This is a genomic window from uncultured Enterococcus sp. (assembly GCF_913775425.1).
Classification (GTDB): Bacteria; Bacillota; Bacilli; order Lactobacillales; family Enterococcaceae; genus Enterococcus_G.
On sequence record NZ_CAJYIS010000029.1, the window covers coordinates 21,404 to 48,177 of the forward strand.

The following is a 26,774-nucleotide window of genomic DNA, read 5'->3' on the forward strand; positions in this document are numbered from 1 at the left end:
CTATTCTATAATCCGGACTGGAATCTGTTGTTTTTTTAATTCTTGTTTTAAGGAAGGGATCGTCACTTCATTATAGTGAAAAATACTTGCCGCTAGCGCACCAGTAGCTGGGGTTTTCGCTAAGACCTCGACAATATCTGCTTGATTGCCAGCTCCTCCTGACGCGATGACAGGAACGTCAACGACTTGACTGATTGCTTGATACAATGCTAAGTCATAACCTGACTTCGTTCCGTCCTTATCCATCGAGGTAACGAGCAACTCACCTGCTCCTAAACGTACAGCTTCTTTAGCCCACTCAATAGCATCGATTCCCGTGTCTTTACGCCCACCGGTTACAAATACATGCCAACTGTCACCAACACGTTTTGCATCGATGGCGACGACGATACACTGATTGCCAAATTTTTGAGCTCCTTGCGTAATCAAATCTGGATGTTGAATCGCAGCCGAATTGACCGCGACTTTATCGGCACCAGCTTTTAGCATTGCATTCATATCCGCTACACTGCGAATTCCACCCCCGACAGTAAAGGGAATAAAGACTTGATCTGCTGTTTTGGACACGACATCGACCATCGTTTGGCGTCCCTCATGCGTCGCACTAATATCTAAAAAGACCAATTCATCGCATCCTTGTTCATAGTATGCCTTGGCAATTGCAACTGGATCCCCTACGTCAGTAAGATCAACGAAATTGACGCCTTTTACGACACGGCCATCTGTCACATCCAAACAAGGGATGATCCGTTTGGCTAACATTGTGCACCTCCATTGACTTTCGCTAAGTCTTCTAATGATAATGCCCCACTATAATACGCTTTCCCAACGATGGCTCCTGCTACACCTAATTGAGCAAGTTCAATCAAATCTTCTTTACTGTGGATGCCACCAGACGCGATAATTTGACAATTTGGTAGGGCTGCGATCAAGTTGCGATAATGGTCAAAATTTGGTCCCGACAGCGTGCCGTCTTTTGCCACATCTGTATAAATAAATGTGGCTGCTCCATACTCTGCTAACTGTTTTGCCAGTTCAATGTAATCAAGTGCCGTTACTTCTTGCCAACCTTCGATTGCAACTTGACCATTTTTTGCATCGATCCCAACAACGATCTGTTCGGCACCAAAACGTGCGATCGCTTCTTTAACAAACAATGGTTCTTTAGCTGCCATCGATCCTAAGATCACACGGTCGATCCCGACTTCTAGATATGCTTTTATTTGGTCCATCGTCCGAATCCCGCCACCTACTTCAACTTTCATTTGGCTTTCTTGTTTTAATTGGGCGATCAGATTTGCATTGACTGCTTTTTTTTCTAGAGCACCATCTAAATCCACGACATGCAGATACGTCAAACCAGCTTTAGCAAAAAGTTTTGCTTGTTCTAAAGGATAAGCATTCACGATTGTTTGTTTCGAAAAATCCCCTTGGTATAAACGGACGGCTTTTCCGTCTTTTAAATCAATTGCTGGTAGAATTTCCATATACATACTCCTTAAAATTTTTTAGAATTTGATGACCTTGGTCACCGGATTTTTCCGGATGAAATTGTGCACCAAATACAGCACCTTTTGAAATCATTGCCGGTACGCGGCCATTATACTCACTATACATCCGCAAATACGCATCTGCGACATCGGTATAATAACTATGTACAAAATAGACATATTCCTGATCGATTCCTTTAGTCAAGGCATCTTCATGATTCAAGTGAACTTGATTCCATCCCATATGTGGTACAGGATAGTCTTTTGTTGCCTGTAACGGCCGACATACTCCTGGAATAAAACCAAATCCCTTCGTTGCGCCATGCTCTTGACTGGACTCGACCAATAATTGCATGCCCAAACAAATACCTAATAAGGGGATTTGCTTTTCAACTAGTTCGTTGATGACATCGATTAAGTGTCGTTTTTCCAATTCTTCCATCGCTTTAGGAAAAGCTCCTACACCAGGTAAGATCAATCCATCTGCTTGACGTAAACGTGTAGGATCACTGGTCAGTTCTGCTTCGACCCCGATTGCTTCTAAAGCTCGTAAAACGTTCCGTGTGTTCCCTGCATCGTAATCAATGACTGCTATCATTACAGCACTCCTTTCGTCGAATTCACTCCTTGAATTTCAGGATTGATCGTAATCGCCTCACGTAAGGCACGACCAGTTGCTTTAAACAAACTTTCGATTTTATGATGCGTATTAGTACCGTAAAGCACTTTTTCATGAAGCGTCATTTGTGCATTAAACGCGAATGCCTGGAAAAATTCTTGCGTCAACTCGGTATCGAATTGTCCCAACTTAGGATTCGTCAAGGTTGCTTCAAAAACTAAGAAACTACGACCAGATAAATCCAAGCTGACCATCCCTAAAGTTTCATCCATTGGTACAAACGAAGTCCCATAGCGATTGATTTGTTTTTTATCTCCTAGCGCTTCTTTAAGTGCTTGACCTAGAGCGATCCCAATGTCTTCAACTGTGTGATGACTATCGACCTCTAAATCCCCCTCGGCTTTTACGATCAAAGAAATCCGTGCGTGACGTGCAAAAAGAGTCAACATGTGGTCAAAAAAACCAACACCTGTTTGAATGTCGACCGGTTCTACTTGATCTAAACAAAGGGTCAATTGGATCTTTGTTTCATAAGTATCTCGTGTAATCGTAGCTTGTCTCATTATGATTGCTCCCTCATCGCGACTGCTCGGGCATGCCCGACCAATCCTTCTTTATTGGCTAATGCTTGAATAGCTGGTGCTGCTTTTTGAATGGCTTCTTGTGTATAAGAAAGATACTGGATTCGTTTGACAAAATCATGCACACCGAGTGCAGAAGCAAAACGCGCCGTCCCACTCGTTGGCAAGACATGGTTTGAACCTGCAAAATAATCACCGATTGGTTCACTCGTATACGGACCTAAAAAAACCGACCCTGCATTTTTAACCCGATCTAAATAGGAAAAAGCATCCGCAAACGCGATCTCTAGATGTTCTGGTGCCAAAGCATTCATTAAGGTAAACATTTCGTCGACTGTTTTCGCGATGATGATCCTGCCATGCTCTTTGATTGATTGTAAGGCAATTTCTTTTCGTGGCAATTGTTCCACTTGTATGAAGACTTCGCGTTCTACTGCCTGTGCCAATTCGACAGAATCGGTGACTAAAAAGGCCCGCGCAAAGACATCATGTTCAGCTTGTGACAATAAATCAGCTGCTAGATAGGCGGGATTTGCATCGTCTCTAGCTAAAATCCCGATTTCTGAAGGACCAGCGATCATATCGATTCCAACTTTACCAAATACTTGTTTTTTCGCCGCAGCCACAAATCGGTTTCCGGGACCTACGATCTTATCGACGGGACGAATCGTTTGTGTCCCATAAGCTGCTGCAGCAATTGCTTGTGCTCCTCCAACTTGATAGATAGTATCCACTCCAGCTAGCTTAGCAGCCACTAAGATAGCTGCATTAAATACGCCATCTTTTGGCGGTGGCGTAAACATCACGACTTCTTTTACACCCGCTAATTTTGCTGGGAGCACATTCATCAAGACACTTGAAGGATAAGCAGCTGTTCCTCCTGGGACGTAGACAGCTACGCGCGTCAAAGGAACGATTTTTTGTCCACGCATCACGCCATTTTCTGGAAAGTCGATAAATCCTTGTTCGATCTGATGCGTATGATAAGAAATGATATTTTCTTTTGCTTGTTCTAAAGCAGTTTTCACTTCAGGTTCGATTCGTTCGAAAGCCTCTGTGATCACAGCAGTTGAAACCACTAGATCATCTAATAACACACCATCGAATGTTTGGGTATAGTCATAGAGCGCTTGGTCTTTTTGTTTTCTTACAGTTTGAATGATCGTAGCAACTGCTTTTTCGACCTCCATTTGATTGTCTTGATCGAGTTGCTCGACTTGAATTCGTTCAATAATACGATCGATATCGCCCGTTAACCAGGTCATGTTCATTTAACATTCCTCCAAACTTGCTTCCACTTGATTGATAAAGGTCAAAATTGCTGGATTACTTTTTAAAGCCGATTTATTTACGATTAGACGAGCAGAGATCCGGCAAATCTCTTCAAAGACGACCAATCCATTTTCTTTTAATGTCGTTCCTGTTTCGACAATATCCACAATCGCATCTGCCAAATGAAGCAATGGTGCAATCTCCACTGAACCTTCGATTTTTATGATTTCAACATCTTCTTTCTTCGCTTGGAAAAAACGACTCGCCACTGTCGGATATTTAGAAGCGATCCGCTTACGGCGATGATTATTTGGATCATAGTTTGATGTAGAGGCGACGGCAAAACGACAAACCCCAATCCCTAGATCCAACATCTCATAATACCCTTCTGGATGTTCTAGTAAGATGTCTTTACCTACGACACCGATATCGGCGACACCATGACGAACATATGTCGTCACATCGACTGCTTTGACTAGTAAGAAACGAAACTTCCCATCTGGACTTTCAAAAATCAATTTGCGCTTTTTATCTTCCATAAATGCAACATCAAAACCTGCTTTGGCAAATAACGCCAACGTTTGTTTTTCTAAACGCCCTTTTGTTAATGCGATCGTGATCGGTCGACTCATAGTTTTACCTCTTCTTTCCCACCTGTCGCATCGATGATCCATACTGCATCATACAGCCATTTTTTCGCAAATCGAAGCGTCTCTTCATATGTTTCAAATAAAGACAATTCAATGCCTTCTTGTTCGAAATCAGGTGCGACATTTGCAGTTTTATCATCAAAATAGACAAGAATTTTTTTATGCTCTTGTTTTGTTGGTTTTTGATATAAGAAATCAAAAAGTGTATCGATATTTAGTGCCCATCCAACTGAGCTCGTTTGTGCTAAGTCAAATCGTTTAAATAGATAATCATATCGCCCACCACTGAGAAAGTTTTCAGGGATCCCTTCACTAAAACTTGAGAACATAATCCCCGTATAATACTCCATCGCTCCGACCATACCCAGATCGACACGTAGACGCTGTGTCAATGAATGTGGAAATAATGTAACGAGTGTTTCAATCTCTGCTAGATCATCTAGGATTGGATGATTCTCAGGTAGTAAAGTTTTTGCCTTAGCCAAGGTTTGCTCGATCGGTCCAAATAACTTTGGAATCTCTTTGATAAATTCACTGATCACACTAGGGATCTGAATGGCTAGCTCTGCAATATCCGTAATACTTTTATTTAAAAAATGGATCTTTAATTGTTCGGTCTGTTCGCGATCTAGATGCAATTCCGTCACTATATGTTGAAAAATACCAGCATGTCCGATCTCGATCGAATAATTCGGAACCGCTAGAGCCGCTAACACTCGATCAGCTGAAAGAATCGCTTCATACTCTGCTTTTAACGAAGGAAAACCAATAATTTCGATTCCAGCTTGGGTAAATTCATTTTGCAATCCTTTCATCTCGTCATGATAGCGAAATACTTTTCCGCTATAACGCAATTTAAGTGGCAATTCGACTTTAGTCGAAGCAATCACACGGCCGACCGGTGACGTCATATCCGGACGCAAGGTCAATAAGCGCCCTTGATTGTCAAAGAAACGATAAAATCCTTCTTGATTATGACTACCTTCAAATACTTCAGCAAATTCGATAACCGGTGTCTCAATTCGTTGAAAACCGCGCTGACGTAACAGGCGATTTACTTGATATTCAAGTTCAAATACTCCTTCTGCCCGCCGAAATAAGCGGTCTTTCGTTCCTGCTGGCAATTGCTTTCTTCTCATGACTGCTCCTCCTTTTGTAACTGTTTGATACAAGTGATCACTTGTTGCATCTCATTTTGTGTCCCAATCGAAATACGTAAATAATCGGCTAAACGTGGTGGTTGCTCAAAATAACGAACATAGATCTGACGCGCTTTTAATTGTTCATATAGTTTTTTGGCTGTCGTAAAGTATGGTTTAGTCAACACAAAATTGGTATGACTAGGTAATGTTTCAAAATCAAGCTGTGTTAATGCTTGGCTAAACCAAATTCTAGTGCTGACGACTTCTTGAGTTATTTTTTGATAGTATGTCTGATCTTTTAAAGCTGCGATTGCTACTGTTTCAGCTAATGCATCGACTGCATAAGGATTATATGAATTTTTCACTGCTTTGATGATGGTTGTTAATTTTTCTGATCCAATCCCATATCCTACTCGTAAGCCTGCAAGTGCATGATCTTTTGATAAGGTACGCGTCACGTATAAATTTTCATACTGTTTCACTAAAGAGACAACGCTAAAACCAGCAAATGCTTGATACGCTTCATCGACAATAATCACTTGATCTGGATAGGTTTCAAGTAAAGAAATAATAAATGCTTTGGTTTCAACTTGACTCGTAGGTGCATTTGGATTTGCCAATACGACGCCACCGATTTTTTTAGGCAAATCTTTGGGCCAGTGGAATTGTTCGTCTAGTGCAATCGTTTGGTAAGGAATACCATATAACTCACACCATACTGGATAAAACCCATAAGTCATATCAGGAAATAAAATAGCCTTTGATGTTTGAAAAAAACTTTGAAACGCTAATGCTAAAATATCATCACTCCCATTGGAAGTCGTAATCAAGCTCGGATCGATCCCTTCTTGACTAGCAATCACTTGACATAGCGCTTGATTATCGACTGATGAATAGCGTTGTAGTTTCTTCAAGTCAAACGTGCTAAGTGCTTCTTTTATAGTGGGTGAAGGTGGATAAGCATGTTCATTCGTATTTAATTTGATTGCAGTTTGTTCAATCACTTGTTCTCCTGGAACATAAGGTTTAATTTTACGTAATCCATCCATTTTACTATTCCCTCCTAATTAAAAAAAAACGCCCTCTAGCACTATTAGCTAGAGGACGTCAACACGTGGTTCCACCTCTGATTTTTTTGATTTTCACAAATCAAAACTCATCAGGTCGATCAAATCGATCGATCTTGGCGTTAACGGGCCCACCGTTTTTTCCTACTCAAATACTATTTGGTTCAAAAAAACACTCCAGAATGTGTCGTCTTATTGTTCTTACTCTTTTTCACCAACCAAGAGTTCTCTTTAAAAGAATGGAATAAGCCTTTTTCTCTCATCGTTTTATTATATAATTTTCATTTTTTTGATATTGAAACTATCATAATGATTATTTGTTAAATTTGCAAGAAAAAAATGCAAAAAACTTAAAATTAAGTATAATGAAATTAAGAAACATTCGTCTTAATTATTTATTCACAAAGGAGAAAAGATTGATGGAATACTATGACCAACATCTTCATACACATTTTTCTTATGATTCAAATGCTGATTTTGAGGACTATTTAACAAACTACGATGGTTACGTCGTGACAACTGAACATTTTGATTTAGCCAATCCTGTTACTAAAGTCGATGATATCCCCGATTATGAAATGTACAGTCAAACAATCGATAGCTTAAATAAGCGTTTTGGCAATCGTGTTTTAAAAGGCATCGAGATCGGTTACATCGCTTCTGAAAAGGATCGGATCATCGACTATTTAGCCGATAAAGACTACGATTTAAAATTACTTAGTGTGCATCATAATGGCCAATTTGATTATTTAGATGATGAAGTCAAAGATATGGATCCTGCACACATTATTCCGATGTACTTCGAACAATTAGCAGAAGCTATTGAGGTCATCGATGCCAATGTGTTTGCCCATTTTGACTATGGTTTTCGGGTGTTTGGTCTATCCGTTGCTGAATTTAAACAATATGAAGCGCAGTTTTTACCGATTCTAGATCAAGTAATCAAAAATAAATTGGCCTTCGAATTAAATGCTAAGAGCGCTTACTTGTATGATAATTTAGCGTTATATGAATATGTCATCGATTTATATCTTTCACGTGGTGGTACCTTGTTTAGTGTTGGATCAGATGGGCATTACCTTGAACATTTCCGTTTTCATTTCGATGATCTTTTTGCTTTGTTAAAAGCAAAAGGTGTGACCGAATTAGCGATTTATCAAAAAGGAAAGCAAATCATGGTTCCATTACCAGTCTAAAAAAAACGTCCTCAGCATCAAAAGTGAGGACGTTTTTTTAGATCTCTTTTTCTAAAATCGGACAAATACGATCTTGTTTTCCTAAAGGAAAATGTTTGATCCCGATTTTTTTAAATCCATGACGTTCGTAAAAACGAATGCCTGCATGATTTTTTTCATAAACAGTCAACCGTAAATAACGTTTTTGTTTTGTTTTAGCATAACGATTCGCTTCATTGAGTAATCGTTGCCCTAACCCTTTGTTCTGATAATCTTTGAGCAGATAGATCCGTTGAATCTCTATAGCATCTTTTTCGTCATTGACTTTCATATAACCAATGAGTAGTTGATGATCCTTAATACCAATAAATTTACTGGTTGACTGTGCTAATTCTACTGCCAATATTTCAGTTGTCAACTGTGTCTGTAAATATCCTTGCATATCAAGTGGATCTGCGCCAGCGATAAACGATTCATAAAAACTGATAACACTTACAACTTGTAAAGCATCTAGATCATCATGATCTAAATACGCTAGTGTGATTTGATTGTCCATCTAACTCCCCCTTTAAAGTAGTATACTAAAAAATGAGTGCAGTTGTAAAAACCCCCAAAAGCTAGAACAGATGTCTAGCTTTTGGGGGAGCACTACATTTTGTATTCACTTTTTAGTTAGTCAGATTTGTCCCATTTGTCGCAATCACTTGTCGGTACCAGTCAAATGATTTTTTCTCATAACGATTTCCTGTACCGTTGCCTTCATCATCTAAGTCGACATAGATAAAACCATAACGTTTGCTCATTTCACCTGTCGAAGCGCTGACTAAATCGATACACCCCCATGGCGTATACCCCATAATATCCACACCATCAACGATTGCTGCGGCCATCGCCTCGATATGTTCGCGTAAATAATCAATACGATAATCATCTGCTACATAGAAGTTCTCGTCAACTTTATCGATCGCACCTAGACCATTTTCTACAATAAAGACCGGTTTTTCATAACGATTGTATAATTCATTTAACGCGATTCTCAGCCCAACTGGATCGATTTGCCAACCCCATTCACTCGCTTTTAAGAAAGGATTTTTTAGACCGGCAAGTAAGTTTCCACTTGCTTTTGCTGCTTCTTCATCCGTAATATCAACTACACTAGACATATAATAACTAAATCCAATGTAATCAACTGGATAGTCTTTTAATAACTCTAGTTCACCTTCTGCAATGTCTAACTCGCTGACATTGTATTTGTCAAAAATCCGTTTGGTATAAGCTGGGTATTCTCCACGAACTTGAACATCCGCACAGAAAAAATTCATTTCTTGATTTTGTTCGATCGTTGCCATTTGATTGATTGGATTAGAATCCATACTATAGGTTGTTGCATAGATGATCATACAGCCAATTTGTAAATCCGGATTCAATTCGTGCCCGATTTTTACGGCCTTACTGCTAGCTACAAACTGATTATGCCATGCTTGGAAGACATTTTGATAATCACTAGCCCCAGTCGAATTTACCATTCCTTGACTCAAAGCTGGAAAATGGAAAGCTGAATTGATCTCATTAAATGTCATCCAATAGTTGACTTTACTATGGAATTTTTCTAACACCACTTTTGCATAACGTTCGTAAAAAGTAATCAATTCACGGTTTTTCCAACCACCGTATTCTTTTGCCAAATGTAGCGGCATTTCATAATGAGAAATCGTAATGACTGGTTCGATGCCATATTTAAGACATTCATCGATTACTTGTTCATAAAATGCCAGACCTTCTTTATTAGGTGTCAACTCATCCCCTTTAGGGAAAATGCGTGTCCACGCGATTGAAAAACGATAGCATTTAAAACCCATTTTCGCAAACAGGGCAATGTCTTCTTTGAAACGATGGTAATGATCGATTCCTCGATGATTTGGATAGACATATTGTGCTTCATCGATCGTCCAATCAAATGTATCGCTGCCTAGAACTTCAAGTCGAGTTTTCCCACCAGGCATAGCATCTGCTACGGATAATCCTTTACCGCCTTCTTGATATGCTCCTTCTAATTGGTTCGCTGCTGTAGCGCCACCCCATAAAAAACCTTCTGGAAATACTGATTTTGTCATATTGCCTCCACCTTTCTATTTTACAATCGTCAACAGATCTTCGCCATTTAAAATCGTTTCTTGATCTAGATCTAATACATCGGTAAATTGTGCCGTGTTCGTAATCACGACTGGCGTTACCACTGGGTACCCTTGAGCTTTGATAAATTCAATATCAAAAGTGATCAATCGCTCACCTTTTTGGACATGGTCACCTTGTTTCACATGTGCTGTGAACCCTTTTCCTTCAAGTGCAACAGTGTCCATTCCAATATGCATCAAAATTTCAATTCCGTCAATCGTCGTCAATCCGACTGCATGTCCTGTTGGAAAAATCGTTGTAATCTCACCATCATAAGGAGCGTATAGTTCTCCGATCACAGGCTCGATGGCCACGCCTTTACCTAGTGCTTCAGAAGCAAAGACTTGGTCTTCGACTTTGCTTAAAGGCAACACTGTTCCTTTTAAAGGACTTGAAATCGTATAATGATGCGCATCACTTGTTGGATTGATTCTTGTATCTGTTACTTCATCTACTTTTGCTAATGGCGTTGTTGCCGCTACTTCTGGTTGATCTTCAAAACGTAACACCATCGTCAATACAAAAGCTAATACAAAAGCGACTGCAGTACCGATGGCAGCCCAAATGACACCATCCAAACTTTTAGTATCTTGAGGGATAAAACTTGGTAAGCTTAAAATACTCACTAATCCAAAGGCATAGTTTTGAACATGTGAAAAACCAATAATCGCCCCACCCACTGCACCACTGATACATGCTGCAATAAATGGTTTTTTAAGTGGTAATGTTACTCCGTACACAGTTGGTTCGGTGATCCCGAAAAATGCCGTGATAGTAGACGACATGGCTAATCCTTTTAATTTGGTATTTTTAGTCATAAAGAAGACCGCTAAAGCTGCACCTGCTTGAGAAATAACAGCAGGTAGTAACATCGGTACCATCGAATCTGATCCGTATTGTGTTAAATTCAATAAAGCGATCGGTACAAAGCCCCAATGCATCCCAAACATTACAAAAACTTGCCATAAACCACCCATTACAGCACCAGCTACTAATGGACTTAGCCCGTAAATCGCGCCATAGCCTTTACCTAACCAATCCCCTAAAATCGATCCAATCGGACCAATCGCAATAAATGTTAAAGGTGCCATGATCAAGAAGACCGCTACAGGAACACAAATAATTTGTAAAAAGTCCGGAACAACTTTTTTAAAGAAACGTTCTACGTAACTTTGAATAAATACAGCTAATAAAATCGGAATAACCGAAGATGTATATGCGCTTGCTCCGATAATGACTGGTAATCCTAAAAAGCTCAATGTTTGACCAGCAGAAGCGGTAATCGTTGGATAAACGAGTGCCATCGCTAACGCTAATGCCAAAAATTCATTGGTTTTAAATTTACGTGCAGCCGTTACGGCTAAAGCGACTGGTAAATAAGTAAAGAAACCATCTGCAATGGCAAACAAGACGATATAAACACCTGAAGTATCTGTCAACCAATTTAATGCTAAAGCGAGTGTTAGGAATCCTTTTAATACCCCAGCTCCTGCCATCGCACCTAAAAAAGGTGTGAAAATCGACGACACGATATCGATCAAACGCCCAAGTATCGTTTCGTTTTTATCAGAAGCTTCATCGGATGAACTACTTAAATTCGATTGGTTGATCAATTCACGATACACATCACTTACATGACTTCCGATCACGACTTGATATTGACCACCACTACGGACGACTTGGATCACATCTGGATCTTGCTTTAAGCGTTCTGTATCAGCTTTTTCTTCGTCTTTTAATTTAAAACGCAAACGTGTTGCACAATGGACGACACTGTTTACATTTTCTTTTCCTCCTACCGCATCTAGCACACGGCTTGCAATTTCTTGATTTTTCGACATAAGATATACTCCTTTTTTACTATTTTTTATAAACAAAAAACCCAAATTGAAAAAACACTAGTGCTGATGCATAGTTGTCTTTTCAATCTGGGTTTTGCCTGCCTAACCAGTCACAATCCATTCGATTGATTATTATTGTTCTTGCACGACCCGTTCGATATGGATCGTTAAATAAATCATTTCCGATTCGCCAATTGGACGATCGTAACGCGTAATCAAAAAATCATTGATCCGCTGTACAGCCTGAAATGCCTTTGGATATTTTGATTGAATCAATGCAAATAAAAATTCATCCGTTTCTTCTGAAAGTTTATTTTCCAAATAGCGTTGGGCGAAGTATTGCAAATGTGTCACGATTCTTTGATAACTTAACGTTTCAGCATTAAGGGTGATTCCAAAATAACGACTGATGATTCTTAAGATATTGCGTACCATCTCCGTCGTTTCCATCGTAGTCGACATATCCGCATGCTGTTGTTGGGCATTCACGATATGAAACGCGATGAATCCGGCTTCTGATTCTGGTAATGTCACTGAAAAATAATCTGAGATTTTGGCTAAAGTATGTTGCGCAATCCGAAATTCTTTAGGATAAAACTTTTTTGTTTCAAAAAGTAGCGGATTTGGTAATTCGATTCCTTCTTTAGCTCGCATGATCGCATAATGCATATGGTCGGTCAAGTTTAAATAAATAGTTGGTGCTAGGGTCACTTGAAGTTCTTTTTCAGCATAATCAACAATTTTTTTGACTAATTCGATTTCCTCAGCCGGAACATCTTCAAATAATTGCTGAAACTGTTGACTCGTTACTGAATCTTTTAATACAAATTCTTTTTCGATCAAAGTATCTTCAACGACATCCCCTGATTTCTTTTGAAAAGCGATCCCTTTTCCCATGCAAATCACTTCTTCACCGCGCTGATTTAACGAAGAAATCACATTATTGTTCAATACTCTTTCAATGATCATCTTGATCCTCCAATCAACATAAAAAAAAACCTAGAATCATCCCCATACAATTACACGAGATAACTCCGGTTTTGCCTGCCGAGCAGTAACAATCCTGATTACAAGAGCTATCTTAGCATAGATATTTTCCATATGCAAGCCTTTTCAGTATTTTTTATGTTGCTTATTTTTTATTTATGAACGCTAAAATTCGGCATACTTGTTCCACTGTATAGGCTAAGTTATCCGGACCATCTCTCAACGCTTCTTTAAGAGAAGTCGGCGCGGGTATAATGCTAAAGCAAGCAGTTATCCCTATTAGGTCAAGGTCTTTTTCTACACTTCCACCAAATGCTAAAATTGGAATCTGATGAGTTGTAAGGCGCTGGATTACTCCTGCAATCACTTTTCCCTTTTCTGTTTGGTAATCAATTTTTCCTTCTCCCGTGAAGACAATCGTATCTTTTGTTACGTAACGCTCTAGATTGACTTCATCTAACACCCAGTCGATGCCAGAAATTCTTCGACAACGTTCATTCACTAAACTTAACCCAAAAAGAATACCTCCGGCTGCGCCCATACCAGCAGTTTGTAAATAATCGTTATGTTTTTGATTGAACGTTTGAGCTAAACGAACCGTTTCTTTTTCTAATTGTAAGATCTCACTTGCTGTAGCTCCCTTTTGTTTAGCAAAGACATGTGCTGCTCCTTGGATACCACACAATGGATTTTCCACATCACTAGCTACGATAAATTCGAGATGCTTGATCCTTGGATCGATCGTTTCACTAGATAAAGTATCGATTTTAGATAATTGAAGTCGGCCATTTGGAATTTGAACGTATTGTTTTGTAAAAAATCGAACACCCAACGCTTGTAAAATCCCAAATCCTAAATCGTGTGTTGCACTGCCTCCAACTGCTAAAATAATTTTTTTCGCACCTAATTTTACGGCTTCTAATACACACTGTCCTGTACCAAATGTTGTCGTAGTTAACGGTGTTCGTTTCACTTTAGCTACAAGTTCCAGTCCACTCGTTTGTGCCAATTCTAAAACAGCTACTTTGGTTTTTTGATTATATAGAAATGTTGCAGGTACTACTTCATCAAAGAATGGTCCCATCACATGCCGCGTCACTTTTTCATAATCCGCATGTTCACTAATGACATCTAGCGTTCCTTCCCCGCCATCTGCTAGAGGAACATGATGGATAGTAGCATCAGGAAAAACCTGACGAATCCCCTTTGACATTGCAACAACTACTTCTTTTGCCGTCATGCTTTCTTTGAATGAATCTGGTGCTAAGATAAATGTTTGGCTCATTCTCTTCACCCCTTTCTTATTAGTGTACTACAAATTTGCATAAAAAAAAGAGGTTCCCTATTAAGATAGGTTCCCTCTTTGATTTATTTTGTTTTTTGAAACATCACTTGACGATATTCATGAATCGTTCCAATCGTAAAGATGGCGATTCCTAGCCAAATAAAGGTGAAAACAAACCATTTGTGTGGGTCAAATGCTTCATGTAAAAAGAAGACAGCTACGATCAGTTGCATTGTGGGATTGATATACTGAATGAAACTCAATGTCACAAAATCAACATTTTTTGCCGCCACAGTAAATAAAAGTAAAGGTACAGCAGTCACGATACCACTTAATACTAAAAGTACCATCACAAGAGGCGAATAAGACCAAAATGATACGTCCGTGAAAAAGAATAAATAGACCAGTCCAAAAGGCACGCACATAATCGTTTCTAGCATTAAGGAAAAACTCGCAGGCAATTGGATTTTCTTTTTAATGACTCCGTACAAACAAAAAGCTGTAGCTAAGATCAATGTATTGATTGGAAGCGACCCTGTTTGAATCGTGAACCAAACCACACCAATCGCTGCAAATAAAATAGCGAGAACACTCGTCTTCGTCAATGGTTCTTTAAAAAAGATCAATGCGATCGCTACATTAAACAAAGGCATAATATAATACCCTAAACTAGCCTCAGTCGCTTGACCATGACCGACCATGTAAATATAGGTCCCCCAATTGACTGCAATCAAAAAAGAAGCTAAGGCAACCCAAATGATTTTTTTAGACTGAATCAATGTATTGACTGCTAAGAAAAAGGCACGCCAATCACGTTGAACCGTTAAAATAAGTGCCATAAATACAAGTGAAAATACAAAACGATAGGCTAAAATATCTAATGCTGGGACGATAGCCAACAGCGCCCAAAATAATCCTAACACACCCCAAAATAAATAGGATACTAATCCACTTAGAATCCCGACTGATTTTTCTTCCATTGATATCCTCCAATCTCTTCTAAAGTTAGCATAACACGTTAAATTTAGAAAATCTCTATTTTATCTAATTTGATGTGTAAAATATGCTTTTAAAAAAAGAAGAGTGACAGAAATCTGTCACTCTTCTTAAAAATGATTGAACCATATTCTATTGACGAATCATATAATCGAAAGCACCTAGCGCAGCTGTTGCACCAGATCCCATTGAAATAATGATTTGTTTATAAGCACTATCGGTACAATCACCGGCAGCGAAGATACCTGGTACACTTGTTTGACCAAATTTATCCACTACCAATTCTCCCATACGTGTTTTTTCAAATCGTTCATCTAAAAATTCTGTATTAGGAACCAAGCCAATTTGAACAAATACACCAGCTAAATCAACTTGATGTTCTTCGTTCGTTTCACGATCGATATACGTCAATGCATGAACTTTCGAATCGCCTAGGATCGCTTTCGTTTGTGCGTTTTTGATGACCGTAACGTTTGGTAAACTCGCTACACGTTCTTGTAAAACTGAATCAGCTTTTAATTCTGGTAAGAATTCTAATACCGTAACATGACTAGATAGACCAGCTAAGTCGATGGCGGCTTCGATTCCAGAGTTTCCGCCACCAATCACGGCAACATCTTTTCCTGCAAATAAAGGACCGTCACAGTGTGGACAATAAGCGACTCCTTTATTTTTAAATTCTGCTTCACCAGGAACATTAACATTGCGCCAACGCGCACCTGTTGCTAGAATCACAACTTTTGCTTTTAAAATTGCACCATTGTCTAATTCAACAACCTTAAGACCAGCATCTTCTTGAATATCGATCACACGTCTTGTTTTGATGATATCGATTGGATAAGTTTTTGCGTGTTCTTCTAGTGAAATCGCTAATTTTTCCCCTTCAGTGTAAGGTGTTCCGATCAAATTTTCGATCCCAACAGTTTCTAAAACTTGACCACCAAAGCGTTCTGCAACGATTCCTGTGCGAATTCCTTTACGCGCAGCATAAATTGCAGCACTCACTCCAGCAGGACCTGCTCCAACGACCAAAACATCAAATGGTTCTTTAGCAGATAGCTCTTCATGATCTGATTCACCGATTGCTAATTTGTCTAAAATTTGTTCAATCGACATCCGACCACTATCAAACTCTTCGCCATTCAAGAAAACAGTCGGTACTGCCATGATTCCCTTTGCATCGACTAATTCTTGAAACATTCCACCTTCAACCATCGTATGAGAAACATGTTCGCTTAAGACACTCATGATATTCAAGGCTTGCACGACATCTGGACAGTTATGACATGTCAAACTTACAAATGTCTCAAAATGTAACGGGCGATCGATTTGTTTGATTTTTTTGATCACATCTTCATCGACCTTAGGTGCACGACCACTCACTTGTAATAAAGCTAATACAAATGACGTGAACTCATGACCTAAAGGAACTCCAGCAAAAATGACGCCTGATTCTTTTCCTGGCTGGTCTAAGCGAAAGCTTGGTGTATAGTCCAGCTTTGCTTCAACGAAAGTCAAGCGATCAGACATCGCCACGATTTCTTCGATAAATGCACGTACTTCAGTCGACTCTTGTTGATCATCTAAACTTGCTGTAAAGACGACATCATTTTCTAAAAGGGCTAGATATTGAACAAGTTGTTCTTTGATATCTAAATCTAAACTCATAGTGTCCCTCCTTAAATTTTACCTACTAAATCTAAGCTAGGTTTCAATGTTTCTGTACCTTCTTTCCATTTAGCCGGGCAGACTTCACCTGGATGGGTACGTACATATTTCGCAGCTTTTACTTTATCGATGTAGTGACTTGCATCACGTCCGATACCATCTGCATTGATCTCAACAGTTTGAACGACACCGTCTGGATCGATCAAGAATGTACCACGTTGAGCAGCACCTTCTTCTTCATCTAATACATCAAAAATACGAGAGATACGGTGATTTGGATCCCCGATCATCGTATAGGTAATTTTACCAATCGCTTCTGAATGATCATGCCAAGCTTTATGAGTAAAATGCGTATCTGTTGATACTGAGTATACTTCTACTCCTAATTCTTTTAATGTCGCATATTGATCTTGTAAGTCTTCTAATTCAGTTGGACAAACAAATGTGAAGTCAGCTGGGTAAAAACAAAATAGACTCCATTGTCCTTTTAAATCTTCTGAACTCACTTCTACAAAATCACCATTTCTAAATGCTTGAGCTTGAAATGCTTCGACTTCTTTTCCAATTAATGACATGGATCATTCCTCCTAAAAATTTTAAAATTGTAATTTTATTTACAATAATCATTATTATATTAAATTGATTATAAGTCAACCTTTATGAAACAAGAATTGAAAGATAAAGGGCATTCTTTATTTATTCACTAATTGTTTATTTTCAATTATCATTGCTAAATGAAAATGGGCTCTTCTGATTAAAAGAAAAAAACCAGAACAGATGGACATTTTCACTTCCCTCATTCTGGTTTTTATTGAGTGCTTAAGACACCAAGATTAAATAAGTACTATTGCTCATTCTTAGCTGACGTAATTAAGGAAATTCGACATCGATAGAACCATCTTCGTCTGGAACTAATTCAGAAAGCAGCATATTTTTCAATATTTGAACGGAAACTTCTTGTTTCATTTGTTCAAAAGAACGTTTAGCCTCTACCTGAAATTCATAAATAGGGCGGTGTTGTCCCCAGTTACGGCCATTGACGACCACTTTTAACTGTTGTAAATTATCTGATTGCTCGATCCATTGTTGATCGAGTGCTTTTAATAAAATCAAACGTTTAAAATAAATTTGTTGGTATAAATTATCTAACGGCGCCATTGCAACAGCCAAACGTTCCCGAATCAATTCGATCAAAAATTCTCTTACATTTTTTTTATTCAACTCGCCTAAATCAAGTACGCGTTGAGGGTCAAAATCATAGTCGATCGTATTAAAAATAAAATCAGTTAATGTTTCTGAATTTAGATTTGCAGCATCTTTACAATAATTTACAATAGCTTGATTAAACGAGTAATGGATCAATTTATCTAATTCTTCAAGTAAAGCAGACATGATCATATTTCGTGTTTTATAAACAGTATCACGCTGAATCGTAATGATTTCATCAAACTCTAACGTGTTTCGACGTGCAGCCACTTCTTGATTTTTACGGATTGCTTGTGATTTATCAATAACTCTACGATATTTACGCTCGCTCAACGAAACATTTTCAGCTATTTTTCCTTCGTCTAATTCTTCTAACATCTCTTGACGTTTGTGGTTAGCCCATTTTGGCGCACTTTCCACTACGATACGATCCTCTAGTGAAACGTAAAAGATACTATCACCTGGATCGCCTTGACGGCCAGAACGTCCGCGAAGTTGATTGTCGATACGGTCACTAGTCATGCGTTCTGTTCCTATTACAAATAATCCGCCTTGCTTTTTCGATCGACTATCCAATTTGATATCAGTACCGCGACCAGCCATTGAAGTTGCTACAGTTACAGCTCCATGTTTTCCAGCTTCTGAGATGATCCAAGATTCTCTAGAAGCCGTTGTCGCGTTTAATAGATTATGAGGAATTCCATTTTGTAGTAAAATCAATGAATACAATGTCGACATTGAAACAGAACCCGCTTCAATTAAAATCGGACGATCCACTAGTAATGCACCTTTCACTGCTTCTAGTGAGGCCATGATCTTAGCTCGATTAGTTAAAAATACTAAATCTGGATGATCGATTCGATTGATTGGTTTATTCGTAGGTACTTTGACAACATCCAGATTATACGTTTCCCGAAATTCATCTGCATCGGTTAACGCAGTCCCAGTCATTCCTGAAATGATAGCAAATTTTCGGAATAGATTTTGATACGTGATCGATCCCATCGAGCGCGTTTCTTTGGTGATCACTAAATTTTCTTTCGCTTCTAAAGCCTGATGCAGACCTGCTTGTAATTTCGTTCCTGCTAACTTACGACCATTTGTTTCATCTAATAATACGATTTCCCCATCATCGACTACGTAATCACGATTGATATGTAAAATGTAGTTTGCTCGTAACGCGATAACCAAATGACGATACAAATCGCGCCATTCTTCACTTAAAATATGCTCGACTCCAAAGTATTCTTCAGCCTTTTTGATCCCTGTTTCTGTAAACCAGACTGATTTTTGATTTTCACTAAGCTGATAATCTTCTTCTTCAATTCCTTGAACAAACCAGTTTGCCAAAGAATAAAAATTCGATTGAACTTTTGGTGCCCCGGAAATCACTAGAGGAGTCTGTGCCATATCTAATAAAATCGCATCGATTTCATCAATCAAGACATAATTCAATTGATTGATGAATTGTTTTTCAACCGTTACAGCTAGATTATCAAACAAATAATCAAAACCTAATGCACTATTTGTGGTGTACACAATATCCGCATTGTATACCACTTCTTTATCGATTTCTTCATCTTCAAATTCAGGAACGCCGATTTCAACCGACAGTCCTAAAAATTGGTAGATTTTTCCCATTTCTTGCGCATCACGTCTAGCCAAGTACGGATTTGACGTAATCAAAAAATTCCCTTTCCCTCTTAGCCCATGAAGGTATAATGGCATCGTCGCAGTCAAAGTTTTGCCTTCACCTGTTTTCATTTCTGCTACATTTCCAAAAAACAAAGCTACAGCACCTAATATTTGGACGAAGTAGGGTTTCATCCCTAATAAACGGCGGTTTGTTTCAACTACTACCGCATAAGCGGGTATCAATAAACTTTCTAACTTAGCCCCTTGTTCCAGTCGTTCCCGAAAGTTCAAGGTTTGTGCTTGCAGTTCATCATCGCTCATTTGTTGATACGTATCTGCCAACGCAATAATTTTATGGGCGATTTTTTCATATCGTTTAAACTTTCGATTTTTCATCCTTATCACTCATTTCAACGAAGTAAACATATGGTAATTGGTGCTAGTCGTCTTTTTCTGACTCTTTTAATACACCTTTTGCTTGAAAGCCATCCAGTTCTTGGATCTGTTCGCGCAGTGCTTGATTGGCAAATAGATCAAACACGATTTTACCTTCTGTTGCTTTCAATTGGATTTTTTCGGACGCAACAAGCGGAATACCTTCTTTTGTGACTAAACGCTGTCCTTCTTTGTTGACTAAGGTGATCGTAAAGACATACGATTTATTACGATCCAGTTTTTCAAAAGGAAACTCGCCTTGATAGATTTGACTTTGATCAAAATCATCTGTCTTTTGTGACAATTGATACTCCTTAGTCACGACTTTCGTTTTCATCGTTAGTTCTGCTTGTTCGATAGGTGCCGTTGATTCAGTCGTCTTTTGAGTCGCACTTGTTTGTCGATAATCCACAGCTTGTTGTAAATAGTAAATCCCAAAGATAAATAAGCCTAATACTACAATAATCATAAACAAACGTTTCATAATACTTGATCCTTAACGATCATCTTCCATATTTAAAGACAACTCATTTAAAACATCTAGTTGTTCTTTTAATATAGCATCAAGATCAAGTGAACTTTCTTCCGTCATAAAATCATCTGTTGCATCAGAGCTAATAGCTTGCGTGCTTGATTCTTCAACAAAATAATCGACATCTTGATTGTTGTCATATTGTTGTTCACTCAACTGGGCTGAACTAGAGTCAGATATATACGCTTGTCTTGATGGCTCTTCATCTACAGATTCAAATAGTGGTTCTTGCGCTTTAGTTTGCACGGTCTCATCGGTTGCAAACTCTAAATCGCTTTGGCCGTTCCACATAATTTCACCAAATAGATATTCTCCTTTAGAACAAGCATTATCCATTTTTTTACAGAATAATCCTACCGTTTCTAAGGCAAGATCAACTTGTTTCTGGTTGATCACTTCTGCTTGGATATCACGTATTAAGATGCTGTCTGCATACTGTACATCGTTGTCTTTTTTCAAATAAGATAAAACTTTTTTCGTTTCTTCAACAAATTCTGCACGAACAAATGGTGTAAGATCGATCGTATTTTGACCGTTTACTTTTAATACAAATTCACTTCTTCTGGCAGCAGTCGTGATCAAATTATATACGATTTCACTATTGATTTGAAATGGACGTTCTCCTTTTCGCAAACAACTTGTACGATATTCTTGAACGACACGGTCTGCTAAAGCGATCAAACCTGTCGAAATGTAATCACTTTTGATGACTTCCCCATCTTCATAGACATCGCAACATAAATAATGGTCGCTTAAATCAAGTACGTAAGACAAACCATCTAAAAAGTTCATTTCTTCCATATCGACATCGACTTTAGTATGGTTATCTTCTAAAATAGCACATAGTGTTCTTGGGATCATCGTTACATCTTCAACTATGATCGTATAAGTTTCACCATCGACCATTGTGTGAAATTCACCAGTAAACGCTTGTTCGATTGCTGCTAAATCATCTGTACTCTTAGTTGAAACACCAATACATAATGAACAAGCAAATGTATTTGAATATTTCGCATCGAACAATTCTTGTTTGTCAGCTACTAAATACGACAAAATCGTTTTGATAAAAGCATGTGTTTCAGGCCCTTTTAGATTTTTTAAAACATTCCCAAATGTTTCATACGCTTTAGGACGACGGCTATATAAATGATTGATTCCCCAATCGATAGCATTCAGGCTATCTTGTAATTGAATCCGTTTTCCATGATCGCCACCTAATTTATCACGAAACAAAACGGCTTTCCAGTTGTTTTTCTTTACGGAAGAGTAACTTGCGCTTAATACCTTGTGATACCCATTTGCTACAATTCCTACTCGATATTCATCAATATCTAATCCGATAATATGTTTCACGTATAGTTTCCTCCTGTATTACAACACTATTTTAGCGAAAGCGATCACTGATCTGTAAAGATAATTGTTGTAGTTGATTTTCTTGTGTAGCTAGCTTTGTTTTGATCGTCGTTACTTGTGCCAAAATAGAGACCGTATCTTTCTTTTCTATCAGTCTACCTTCTAGATATGCAAGTTGTTTCTCAATTGTATCATAGGTTTCGTTGAAAGATTGAAAAAGACGTTGAAGCGTCAAAATTTCTTGATAAGACACTTTCGAGTATTGTTTGATTTGTTCTAAAAATTTATATAGACTTTTATACTGCTGATCTCTAATTTGGATTAATTCATCGATCTCGTTCACTAAATGGTTGATGGTTTCGTTAGTTGAATCAATCCGCATCCAAATGACTCCCTTCTTCCTTTGATTCGAGTGCAATCAGTTCAGCAGATAATAAACTTTTTCGTGTAAATAGACCGTTAGTTAGTTGCTTACTGATTCTTGTCACATTTTGTTTCATTTGTATTTTTTCCGCTATAGATAAATGACATATTAGATTTTCGATTTCATCTAATGAACGGATCGTTAACCCAATATTGTAACGTTTGACGATTTGCGCAATCGCAGACTCTTCCCACACGATCACAGGCATCCCTAAAGCTATATATAATGAGATTTTATGTGGAGAATTGTAGCGTGTATATTGCCCGTATGCTCCACCTTGAGCCAAATCCTCGTCCCATGCTAATCCAAATGTATCTCTAGGTAAATGATAAACCAATTCCTCAGGCGCATAACTTCCTTGATAATAGACATTTGCTGAGAAATTCTCACTCAAGCCATCACCAAAAGCAAAAATCGGGATCGACCACTGCCAATTCTTTAAAAAAGGAGATTTGTGTAAGTTTCCTGCAATTGTTACTTTATTTTCGAATATAGTGTTTGGATCAAGTAGTAGCGTTTGTGGACATCGATAATCAAATAATTCTTTTAAAATCAATGGTACAACCACCCCTGCATCCAGTAATGCTTTCTTCATCGCTGATCCATGGATGATTACTGACTGCGCTTGATTCAATAAAGCAACTTCTCTTATTTGATCACTTGCTCCACGTAGATATTCAATATCATGTATCCATAGACAAACATCGATTTCACGTGCATTCATACGTGAAATAAAACGGGTATCAAAATCAAGACCGTTATAGCTAGGATATTGATACACCACCAAATCATTAGCTGCCACACCGGCTGTGATTCCATCGATTCGTGAATGTAATGCATATTCACTTTCATTATCATCATAGTAGCGATAAATATATAGTGGCTTGTAATCCATTTTACGACTAAAAAACAAGACATCTTCACGAGCCTTTGATACAGAGTCGTGCGACTCACCTTGAACGACTGTCGTTATCCATCTTCTCATTTTACATACTCCCTATTAGGTAAGTCATTACAAAAGCTTTTTCATCTGAAACCTTTTCTAAATCTCTACTTTGACTCCATTCTTCGATGACCGAGCTAATATTAGTATCAATTTGTTCAGCATTTGTCACGTTGCTAAACAAAGCGAGGTCAAACAATTGTTGATCATATGGTGAAATCGTCCAATTTGCTAATACTTGCGACTGTGCTTGTTTCAAAAAATCATAAGCTACTAGTTTCCCTTGATTTTTTCTCAAGATCAAACTCAAGTCAAGAATACTTCCTAAGAAAAAAGAACGGGCGAAAACTAACTTATTTTTCTGGATTTTTGCTAGAAACATTCGGATAAAGGAATCAATATTTTGTTCAACATACGATATTTTGATTCGATGATAGTGTTTAAAGTTTAATACTCCCAAATATAAAACAATATCATAGAGGGTAAAATATTCGATTTTTGATAAATAGCTTTCGATTCGTTCTACTCCATAATGTTTAACGGACTCTTTTGATCCCGTACGAATCATATCACAAAAAATCAGAATCAATTGATACAGCTGCGTGTCTTCTCGTGAAAATCGAAATTTTTCCAATTCTTTGGCAACCGCTACAAGCTCTTGTTGACTTTTTTCATCGTGTTTCAATGAAAGATCGACCGTAAGCAACAAAATACGCAGTAATTCATCCGTACTATCTACAAATAAATCCTCCAGTTCAATAAATGAGATTCCTAAAATCTTGGTCATACTAACAATGTATTCCATCGGAAGATCAATATCGTACTTCAACCACCGATAGTACCGAGATTTAGACAGATTGATTTTCTCTTCAAACGTTCGAATGTAGATTCCTTTATTTTTACGAATCTCCTCGATTTCTTCACGATTGATATTCACTGAAACAACAGAAGTTTGAGGGATCTCTCGTTCTGGATTCACCATTCGAATCAATCGCCGTACACCTAACAGATATCTCGATTCCATCTGAAACATCCCTCGCTTTCTTTGACTAATTCATAATAGCAGTAATCAGCGAATAAACTAGAGAACCTAAAATCAAAACAGACATAATGATCGCTAAAGTCACTGTGATCGCTTTATTTTTTTTAGTACTTTTTTGAGAGTGATCTTTCGCACGTTTGGTTTCTGATGCGAAAATGGTTTGAATCTCTTCATCTAATTGTTTGTTCTGTTTCAAGACCGTTCACCTTCTTTATATCTCTACTATAGAAATTAGAGAGTGGAATGTGTTGACTCACTTAAAAACATCTCTTGAGCACTTAAGATTTGATCATGGATATCAACAGTTTCACTTGTCACTGCTACATCGATCGTCTCTGTACTTGAATCTGATTCACTTAGATCGACTGTTAGCGACACCTCTTCGACCACTTCTTGATCAATCGTAGAATCCGGCAAAGACTCCGCTACTTCCGTTTGAACTTCTTGTTCTGCTTTTGATACTTCAGAAATCACTTGTTTTACTTGTTCCAAATGTTCATCTTGGTCTGTTAATTTACCGATCAACGCTTCTAACATTTGTGTGCTCTCAGCTAATAAGTAATCTTTCATAATCTTATTTTCAATATCGTACGCACTTTTTAGAGTCGTATATAAAACTTTTAATTCTGCTTCATTTGTTTGGTATTGTGTATAATGTGTCGTGAATTGCGTTTTTAATTCTTGTAATTGTTGTGTGGTCACGTGTGTTTTACTTGCTGCAACTTCTTTGATTTTGGTATGAACGAGCGTCATTTGTTTGATTTCTGCCTGTTGTTTTTCTGTCAGAACTTCTGCTTGTTGCAATTCTTGATCGAAATTCAATACGGATTGTGGATTTTCAGCTACTAATTGTTCCATTTGTCCAAAAATTTCTTTTGCTGCTTCGTTTGTCATAATAAGTTCCTCCTAATTGTTTTCTACATCGATTTTTTGTAAGTTTACGCCGGTCGCTTTTAGTTGTTCATAGTATTCTTGCTTCATTTTGACACGATGGACATAAGCGATTTTATTTTCTAAAATCGATCTTAAATTCCCTTTAATTTGACCATCTTCACCAATCGGCGCTTCCATTAAGCGCAAAATGTTATAGGAAGTCGTTTTTTCTAATGCAAATAATTCCATTCCTAGATATGAGATTGTCACTGTATCTTCTGGATTGACTACTTTAGCTAGTTGTGCTGCGATAAATTGGGCTAACGTTTGATAACGTTCACGGATGGCTAAGGTTTCTGGATCGCGAATCGTAATAAAATTGATTTGACCTTGATAAAAATAATAGGTCACGATCGGTTGCTCATGATCATTTAAAAATTGGATCTCTTGTACTTGGTTTTTATCGTAAAAAATATGACTATAAACTTTTCCATCACCACTATATTCCTCCACAAAATCTAACGATCGATCAGCATGGAAGTAACGCACTTCTCGAACATGACGTCTTGTTTGTGGATATAAGAACACCTTCCCAATTTCAGAACCATCGTACAAAATCGAAATACTTCGATTTTCGTTCATAAAAATTTCTGCATTTTTTACTGTTGGTACTTGGTTGAAAAATAAAAACGTCTCTGGATCAAAGCTACGCTTGGTTAACTCATCCAACAAATTAATCCCCGTTACGTCAAGTCGTCGTAACACGGTTTGAAAATCGGGCATTGGTGAAATCGATAAAATCTTAGTATTCGGCTGTTTTAACTGTTCTTGTTGTTTTTCCCAAATTTCACCGTTTGGTCTAATCACGGTCATCAACTCATAATTCATCGATCAACACTCTCCATTTCTCTGCAATTACTGAGTCTTGAAACGCTTCAACAGAAGTTCGCGTTTTATCTTGGTAAGCTTGATTAGGTGCACTACATAATTTTTGGATTCCTTCAGCTAAGCAAAAAATACTAAAGGTCGCATCTGTACGCGAAAAGTCACACAAGTACCCATTGACACCATCTTTGACTAACTCTAATGCTCCAAATCTCGCCTTAAAGGTAACGATCGGTAACCCAGCATTCAGTGCTTCAATATAAGTCAGTCCAAATCCTTCTGAATATGATCCAGAGATGAAGGCATCATATTGAGGATAGACAGTATCTAATGTATTGGAATGTCCTTTAAGTTTGATATAGTCACTAGCATCTAATTCATCAATTGTCTTTTTGATAACGTGGTCTTCTGATCCTTGACCATAGATATCTAATGACAAATCAGGGAATTGCTCGCGGGCTTGAACTAACGCACGCACTACGATATCGATGTGTTTTT

27 protein-coding genes and 1 other annotated feature are annotated in these 26,774 nt (G+C 38.1%); of the genes, 1 reads left to right on the plus strand and 26 read right to left on the minus strand.

Translation table 11 applies throughout. The features are described 5' to 3' along the window. The 8 genes from hisF to hisC are packed head-to-tail and all read right to left on the minus strand — an operon-like array spanning position 1 to position 6,803. The gene (gene hisF / locus QZ413_RS03120; protein ID WP_297076251.1) at positions 1-762 is read right to left on the minus strand and encodes an imidazole glycerol phosphate synthase subunit HisF; all 762 of its coding nucleotides are present in this window, start codon (positions 760-762) and stop codon (positions 1-3) included. Continuing rightward, entirely contained in the window at positions 756-1,487 is a 732-nt protein-coding gene (hisA, locus tag QZ413_RS03125) for a 1-(5-phosphoribosyl)-5-[(5-phosphoribosylamino)methylideneamino]imidazole-4-carboxamide isomerase (protein WP_297076254.1), read from the minus strand. Before hisA ends, hisF begins: the two co-directional genes overlap by 7 nt. Next, complete coding sequence (gene hisH / locus QZ413_RS03130; RefSeq protein ID WP_297076256.1) at positions 1,465-2,088, minus strand: imidazole glycerol phosphate synthase subunit HisH; 624 nt, start codon at positions 2,086-2,088, stop codon at positions 1,465-1,467. Before hisH ends, hisA begins: the two co-directional genes overlap by 23 nt. Further along, the gene (gene hisB, locus QZ413_RS03135; RefSeq protein ID WP_297076259.1) at positions 2,088-2,672 is read right to left on the minus strand and encodes an imidazoleglycerol-phosphate dehydratase HisB; all 585 of its coding nucleotides are present in this window, start codon (positions 2,670-2,672) and stop codon (positions 2,088-2,090) included. The genes hisH and hisB overlap by 1 nt, the downstream gene beginning before the upstream one ends. After that, complete coding sequence (gene hisD / locus QZ413_RS03140; protein ID WP_297076318.1) at positions 2,672-3,955, minus strand: histidinol dehydrogenase; 1,284 nt, start codon at positions 3,953-3,955, stop codon at positions 2,672-2,674. The genes hisB and hisD overlap by 1 nt, the downstream gene beginning before the upstream one ends. Before the next feature lie 6 nt (positions 3,956-3,961). Further along, on the minus strand, positions 3,962-4,594 hold the full coding sequence (gene hisG / locus QZ413_RS03145; RefSeq protein ID WP_297076260.1) for an ATP phosphoribosyltransferase: 633 nt from the start codon (positions 4,592-4,594) through the stop codon (positions 3,962-3,964). Then, positions 4,591-5,751 (minus strand): ATP phosphoribosyltransferase regulatory subunit, encoded by a 1,161-nt coding sequence (locus tag QZ413_RS03150; RefSeq protein WP_297076263.1) that lies wholly within the window; start codon positions 5,749-5,751, stop codon positions 4,591-4,593. Before QZ413_RS03150 ends, hisG begins: the two co-directional genes overlap by 4 nt. Further along, a complete protein-coding gene (gene hisC, locus QZ413_RS03155) occupies positions 5,748-6,803 on the minus strand; it encodes a histidinol-phosphate transaminase (RefSeq protein WP_297076266.1) in 1,056 nt (351 codons plus the stop codon). Before hisC ends, QZ413_RS03150 begins: the two co-directional genes overlap by 4 nt. A 48-nt stretch (positions 6,804-6,851) precedes the next feature. Next, positions 6,852-7,093, minus strand: a binding site (T-box leader). A 147-nt stretch (positions 7,094-7,240) separates the two neighbouring features. Between hisC and QZ413_RS03160 the strand changes: the two genes are divergently transcribed. After that, the gene (locus QZ413_RS03160) at positions 7,241-8,017 is read left to right on the plus strand and encodes a PHP domain-containing protein (RefSeq protein ID WP_297076268.1); all 777 of its coding nucleotides are present in this window, start codon (positions 7,241-7,243) and stop codon (positions 8,015-8,017) included. Positions 8,018-8,054: 37 nt separating this feature from the next. Here the strand turns inward: QZ413_RS03160 and QZ413_RS03165 are convergent, their stop codons facing one another. The 18 genes from QZ413_RS03165 to QZ413_RS03250 all read right to left on the minus strand — a co-directional run. Next, positions 8,055-8,552, minus strand: coding sequence for a GNAT family N-acetyltransferase (locus tag QZ413_RS03165; RefSeq protein WP_297076271.1), 498 nt, complete (start codon positions 8,550-8,552; stop codon positions 8,055-8,057). A gap of 112 nt (positions 8,553-8,664) precedes the next feature. Further along, a complete protein-coding gene (locus tag QZ413_RS03170; RefSeq protein ID WP_297076274.1) occupies positions 8,665-10,110 on the minus strand; it encodes a glycoside hydrolase family 1 protein in 1,446 nt (481 codons plus the stop codon). 15 nt (positions 10,111-10,125) lie between these two features. After that, positions 10,126-12,012 (minus strand): beta-glucoside-specific PTS transporter subunit IIABC, encoded by a 1,887-nt coding sequence (locus tag QZ413_RS03175; RefSeq protein ID WP_297076277.1) that lies wholly within the window; start codon positions 12,010-12,012, stop codon positions 10,126-10,128. Positions 12,013-12,144: 132 nt separating this feature from the next. Then, positions 12,145-12,981: a BglG family transcription antiterminator LicT gene (gene licT / locus QZ413_RS03180; RefSeq protein ID WP_297076281.1), complete on the minus strand. Its 837-nt coding sequence runs from the start codon at positions 12,979-12,981 to the stop codon at positions 12,145-12,147. A gap of 163 nt (positions 12,982-13,144) precedes the next feature. Further along, the gene (locus QZ413_RS03185) at positions 13,145-14,284 is read right to left on the minus strand and encodes a glycerate kinase (protein ID WP_297076282.1); all 1,140 of its coding nucleotides are present in this window, start codon (positions 14,282-14,284) and stop codon (positions 13,145-13,147) included. Between the two features lie 83 nt (positions 14,285-14,367). Beyond that, positions 14,368-15,264 (minus strand): EamA family transporter RarD, encoded by an 897-nt coding sequence (gene rarD, locus QZ413_RS03190; RefSeq protein WP_297076284.1) that lies wholly within the window; start codon positions 15,262-15,264, stop codon positions 14,368-14,370. Between the two features lie 148 nt (positions 15,265-15,412). After that, positions 15,413-16,948, minus strand: coding sequence for an alkyl hydroperoxide reductase subunit F (ahpF, locus tag QZ413_RS03195; protein WP_297076286.1), 1,536 nt, complete (start codon positions 16,946-16,948; stop codon positions 15,413-15,415). An 11-nt stretch (positions 16,949-16,959) separates the two neighbouring features. Then, positions 16,960-17,523 (minus strand): alkyl hydroperoxide reductase subunit C, encoded by a 564-nt coding sequence (ahpC, locus tag QZ413_RS03200; RefSeq protein ID WP_016186430.1) that lies wholly within the window; start codon positions 17,521-17,523, stop codon positions 16,960-16,962. Positions 17,524-17,818: 295 nt separating this feature from the next. Then, complete coding sequence (secA2, locus tag QZ413_RS03205; RefSeq protein ID WP_297076290.1) at positions 17,819-20,185, minus strand: accessory Sec system translocase SecA2; 2,367 nt, start codon at positions 20,183-20,185, stop codon at positions 17,819-17,821. Between the two features lie 43 nt (positions 20,186-20,228). Continuing rightward, positions 20,229-20,708, minus strand: a complete 480-nt coding sequence (locus QZ413_RS03210; protein WP_297076292.1) for a hypothetical protein — start codon at positions 20,706-20,708, stop codon at positions 20,229-20,231. 12 nt (positions 20,709-20,720) lie between these two features. Further along, complete coding sequence (locus tag QZ413_RS03215) at positions 20,721-22,109, minus strand: hypothetical protein (RefSeq protein ID WP_297076295.1); 1,389 nt, start codon at positions 22,107-22,109, stop codon at positions 20,721-20,723. A 31-nt stretch (positions 22,110-22,140) separates the two neighbouring features. Further along, positions 22,141-22,491 carry a hypothetical protein gene (locus QZ413_RS03220; RefSeq protein ID WP_297076298.1) on the minus strand — a complete coding sequence of 117 codons (351 nt, stop codon included), beginning with the start codon at positions 22,489-22,491 and terminating at the stop codon, positions 22,141-22,143. Then, a complete protein-coding gene (locus QZ413_RS03225; protein ID WP_297076301.1) occupies positions 22,481-23,518 on the minus strand; it encodes a hypothetical protein in 1,038 nt (345 codons plus the stop codon). Before QZ413_RS03225 ends, QZ413_RS03220 begins: the two co-directional genes overlap by 11 nt. Before the next feature lies 1 nt (position 23,519). Beyond that, positions 23,520-24,500: a helix-turn-helix transcriptional regulator gene (locus tag QZ413_RS03230; RefSeq protein ID WP_297076303.1), complete on the minus strand. Its 981-nt coding sequence runs from the start codon at positions 24,498-24,500 to the stop codon at positions 23,520-23,522. Between the two features lie 25 nt (positions 24,501-24,525). Beyond that, complete coding sequence (locus tag QZ413_RS03235) at positions 24,526-24,714, minus strand: hypothetical protein (protein WP_297076305.1); 189 nt, start codon at positions 24,712-24,714, stop codon at positions 24,526-24,528. Between the two features lie 35 nt (positions 24,715-24,749). Beyond that, positions 24,750-25,412, minus strand: a complete 663-nt coding sequence (locus tag QZ413_RS03240; protein ID WP_297076309.1) for a hypothetical protein — start codon at positions 25,410-25,412, stop codon at positions 24,750-24,752. 12 nt (positions 25,413-25,424) lie between these two features. Then, positions 25,425-26,279: a hypothetical protein gene (locus QZ413_RS03245; RefSeq protein ID WP_297076312.1), complete on the minus strand. Its 855-nt coding sequence runs from the start codon at positions 26,277-26,279 to the stop codon at positions 25,425-25,427. Then, positions 26,269-26,774, minus strand: a 506-nt coding sequence (locus tag QZ413_RS03250) for a glycosyltransferase (protein ID WP_297076315.1), incomplete at its 5' end; no start/stop codon positions are given. The genes QZ413_RS03250 and QZ413_RS03245, both read right to left, overlap by 11 nt.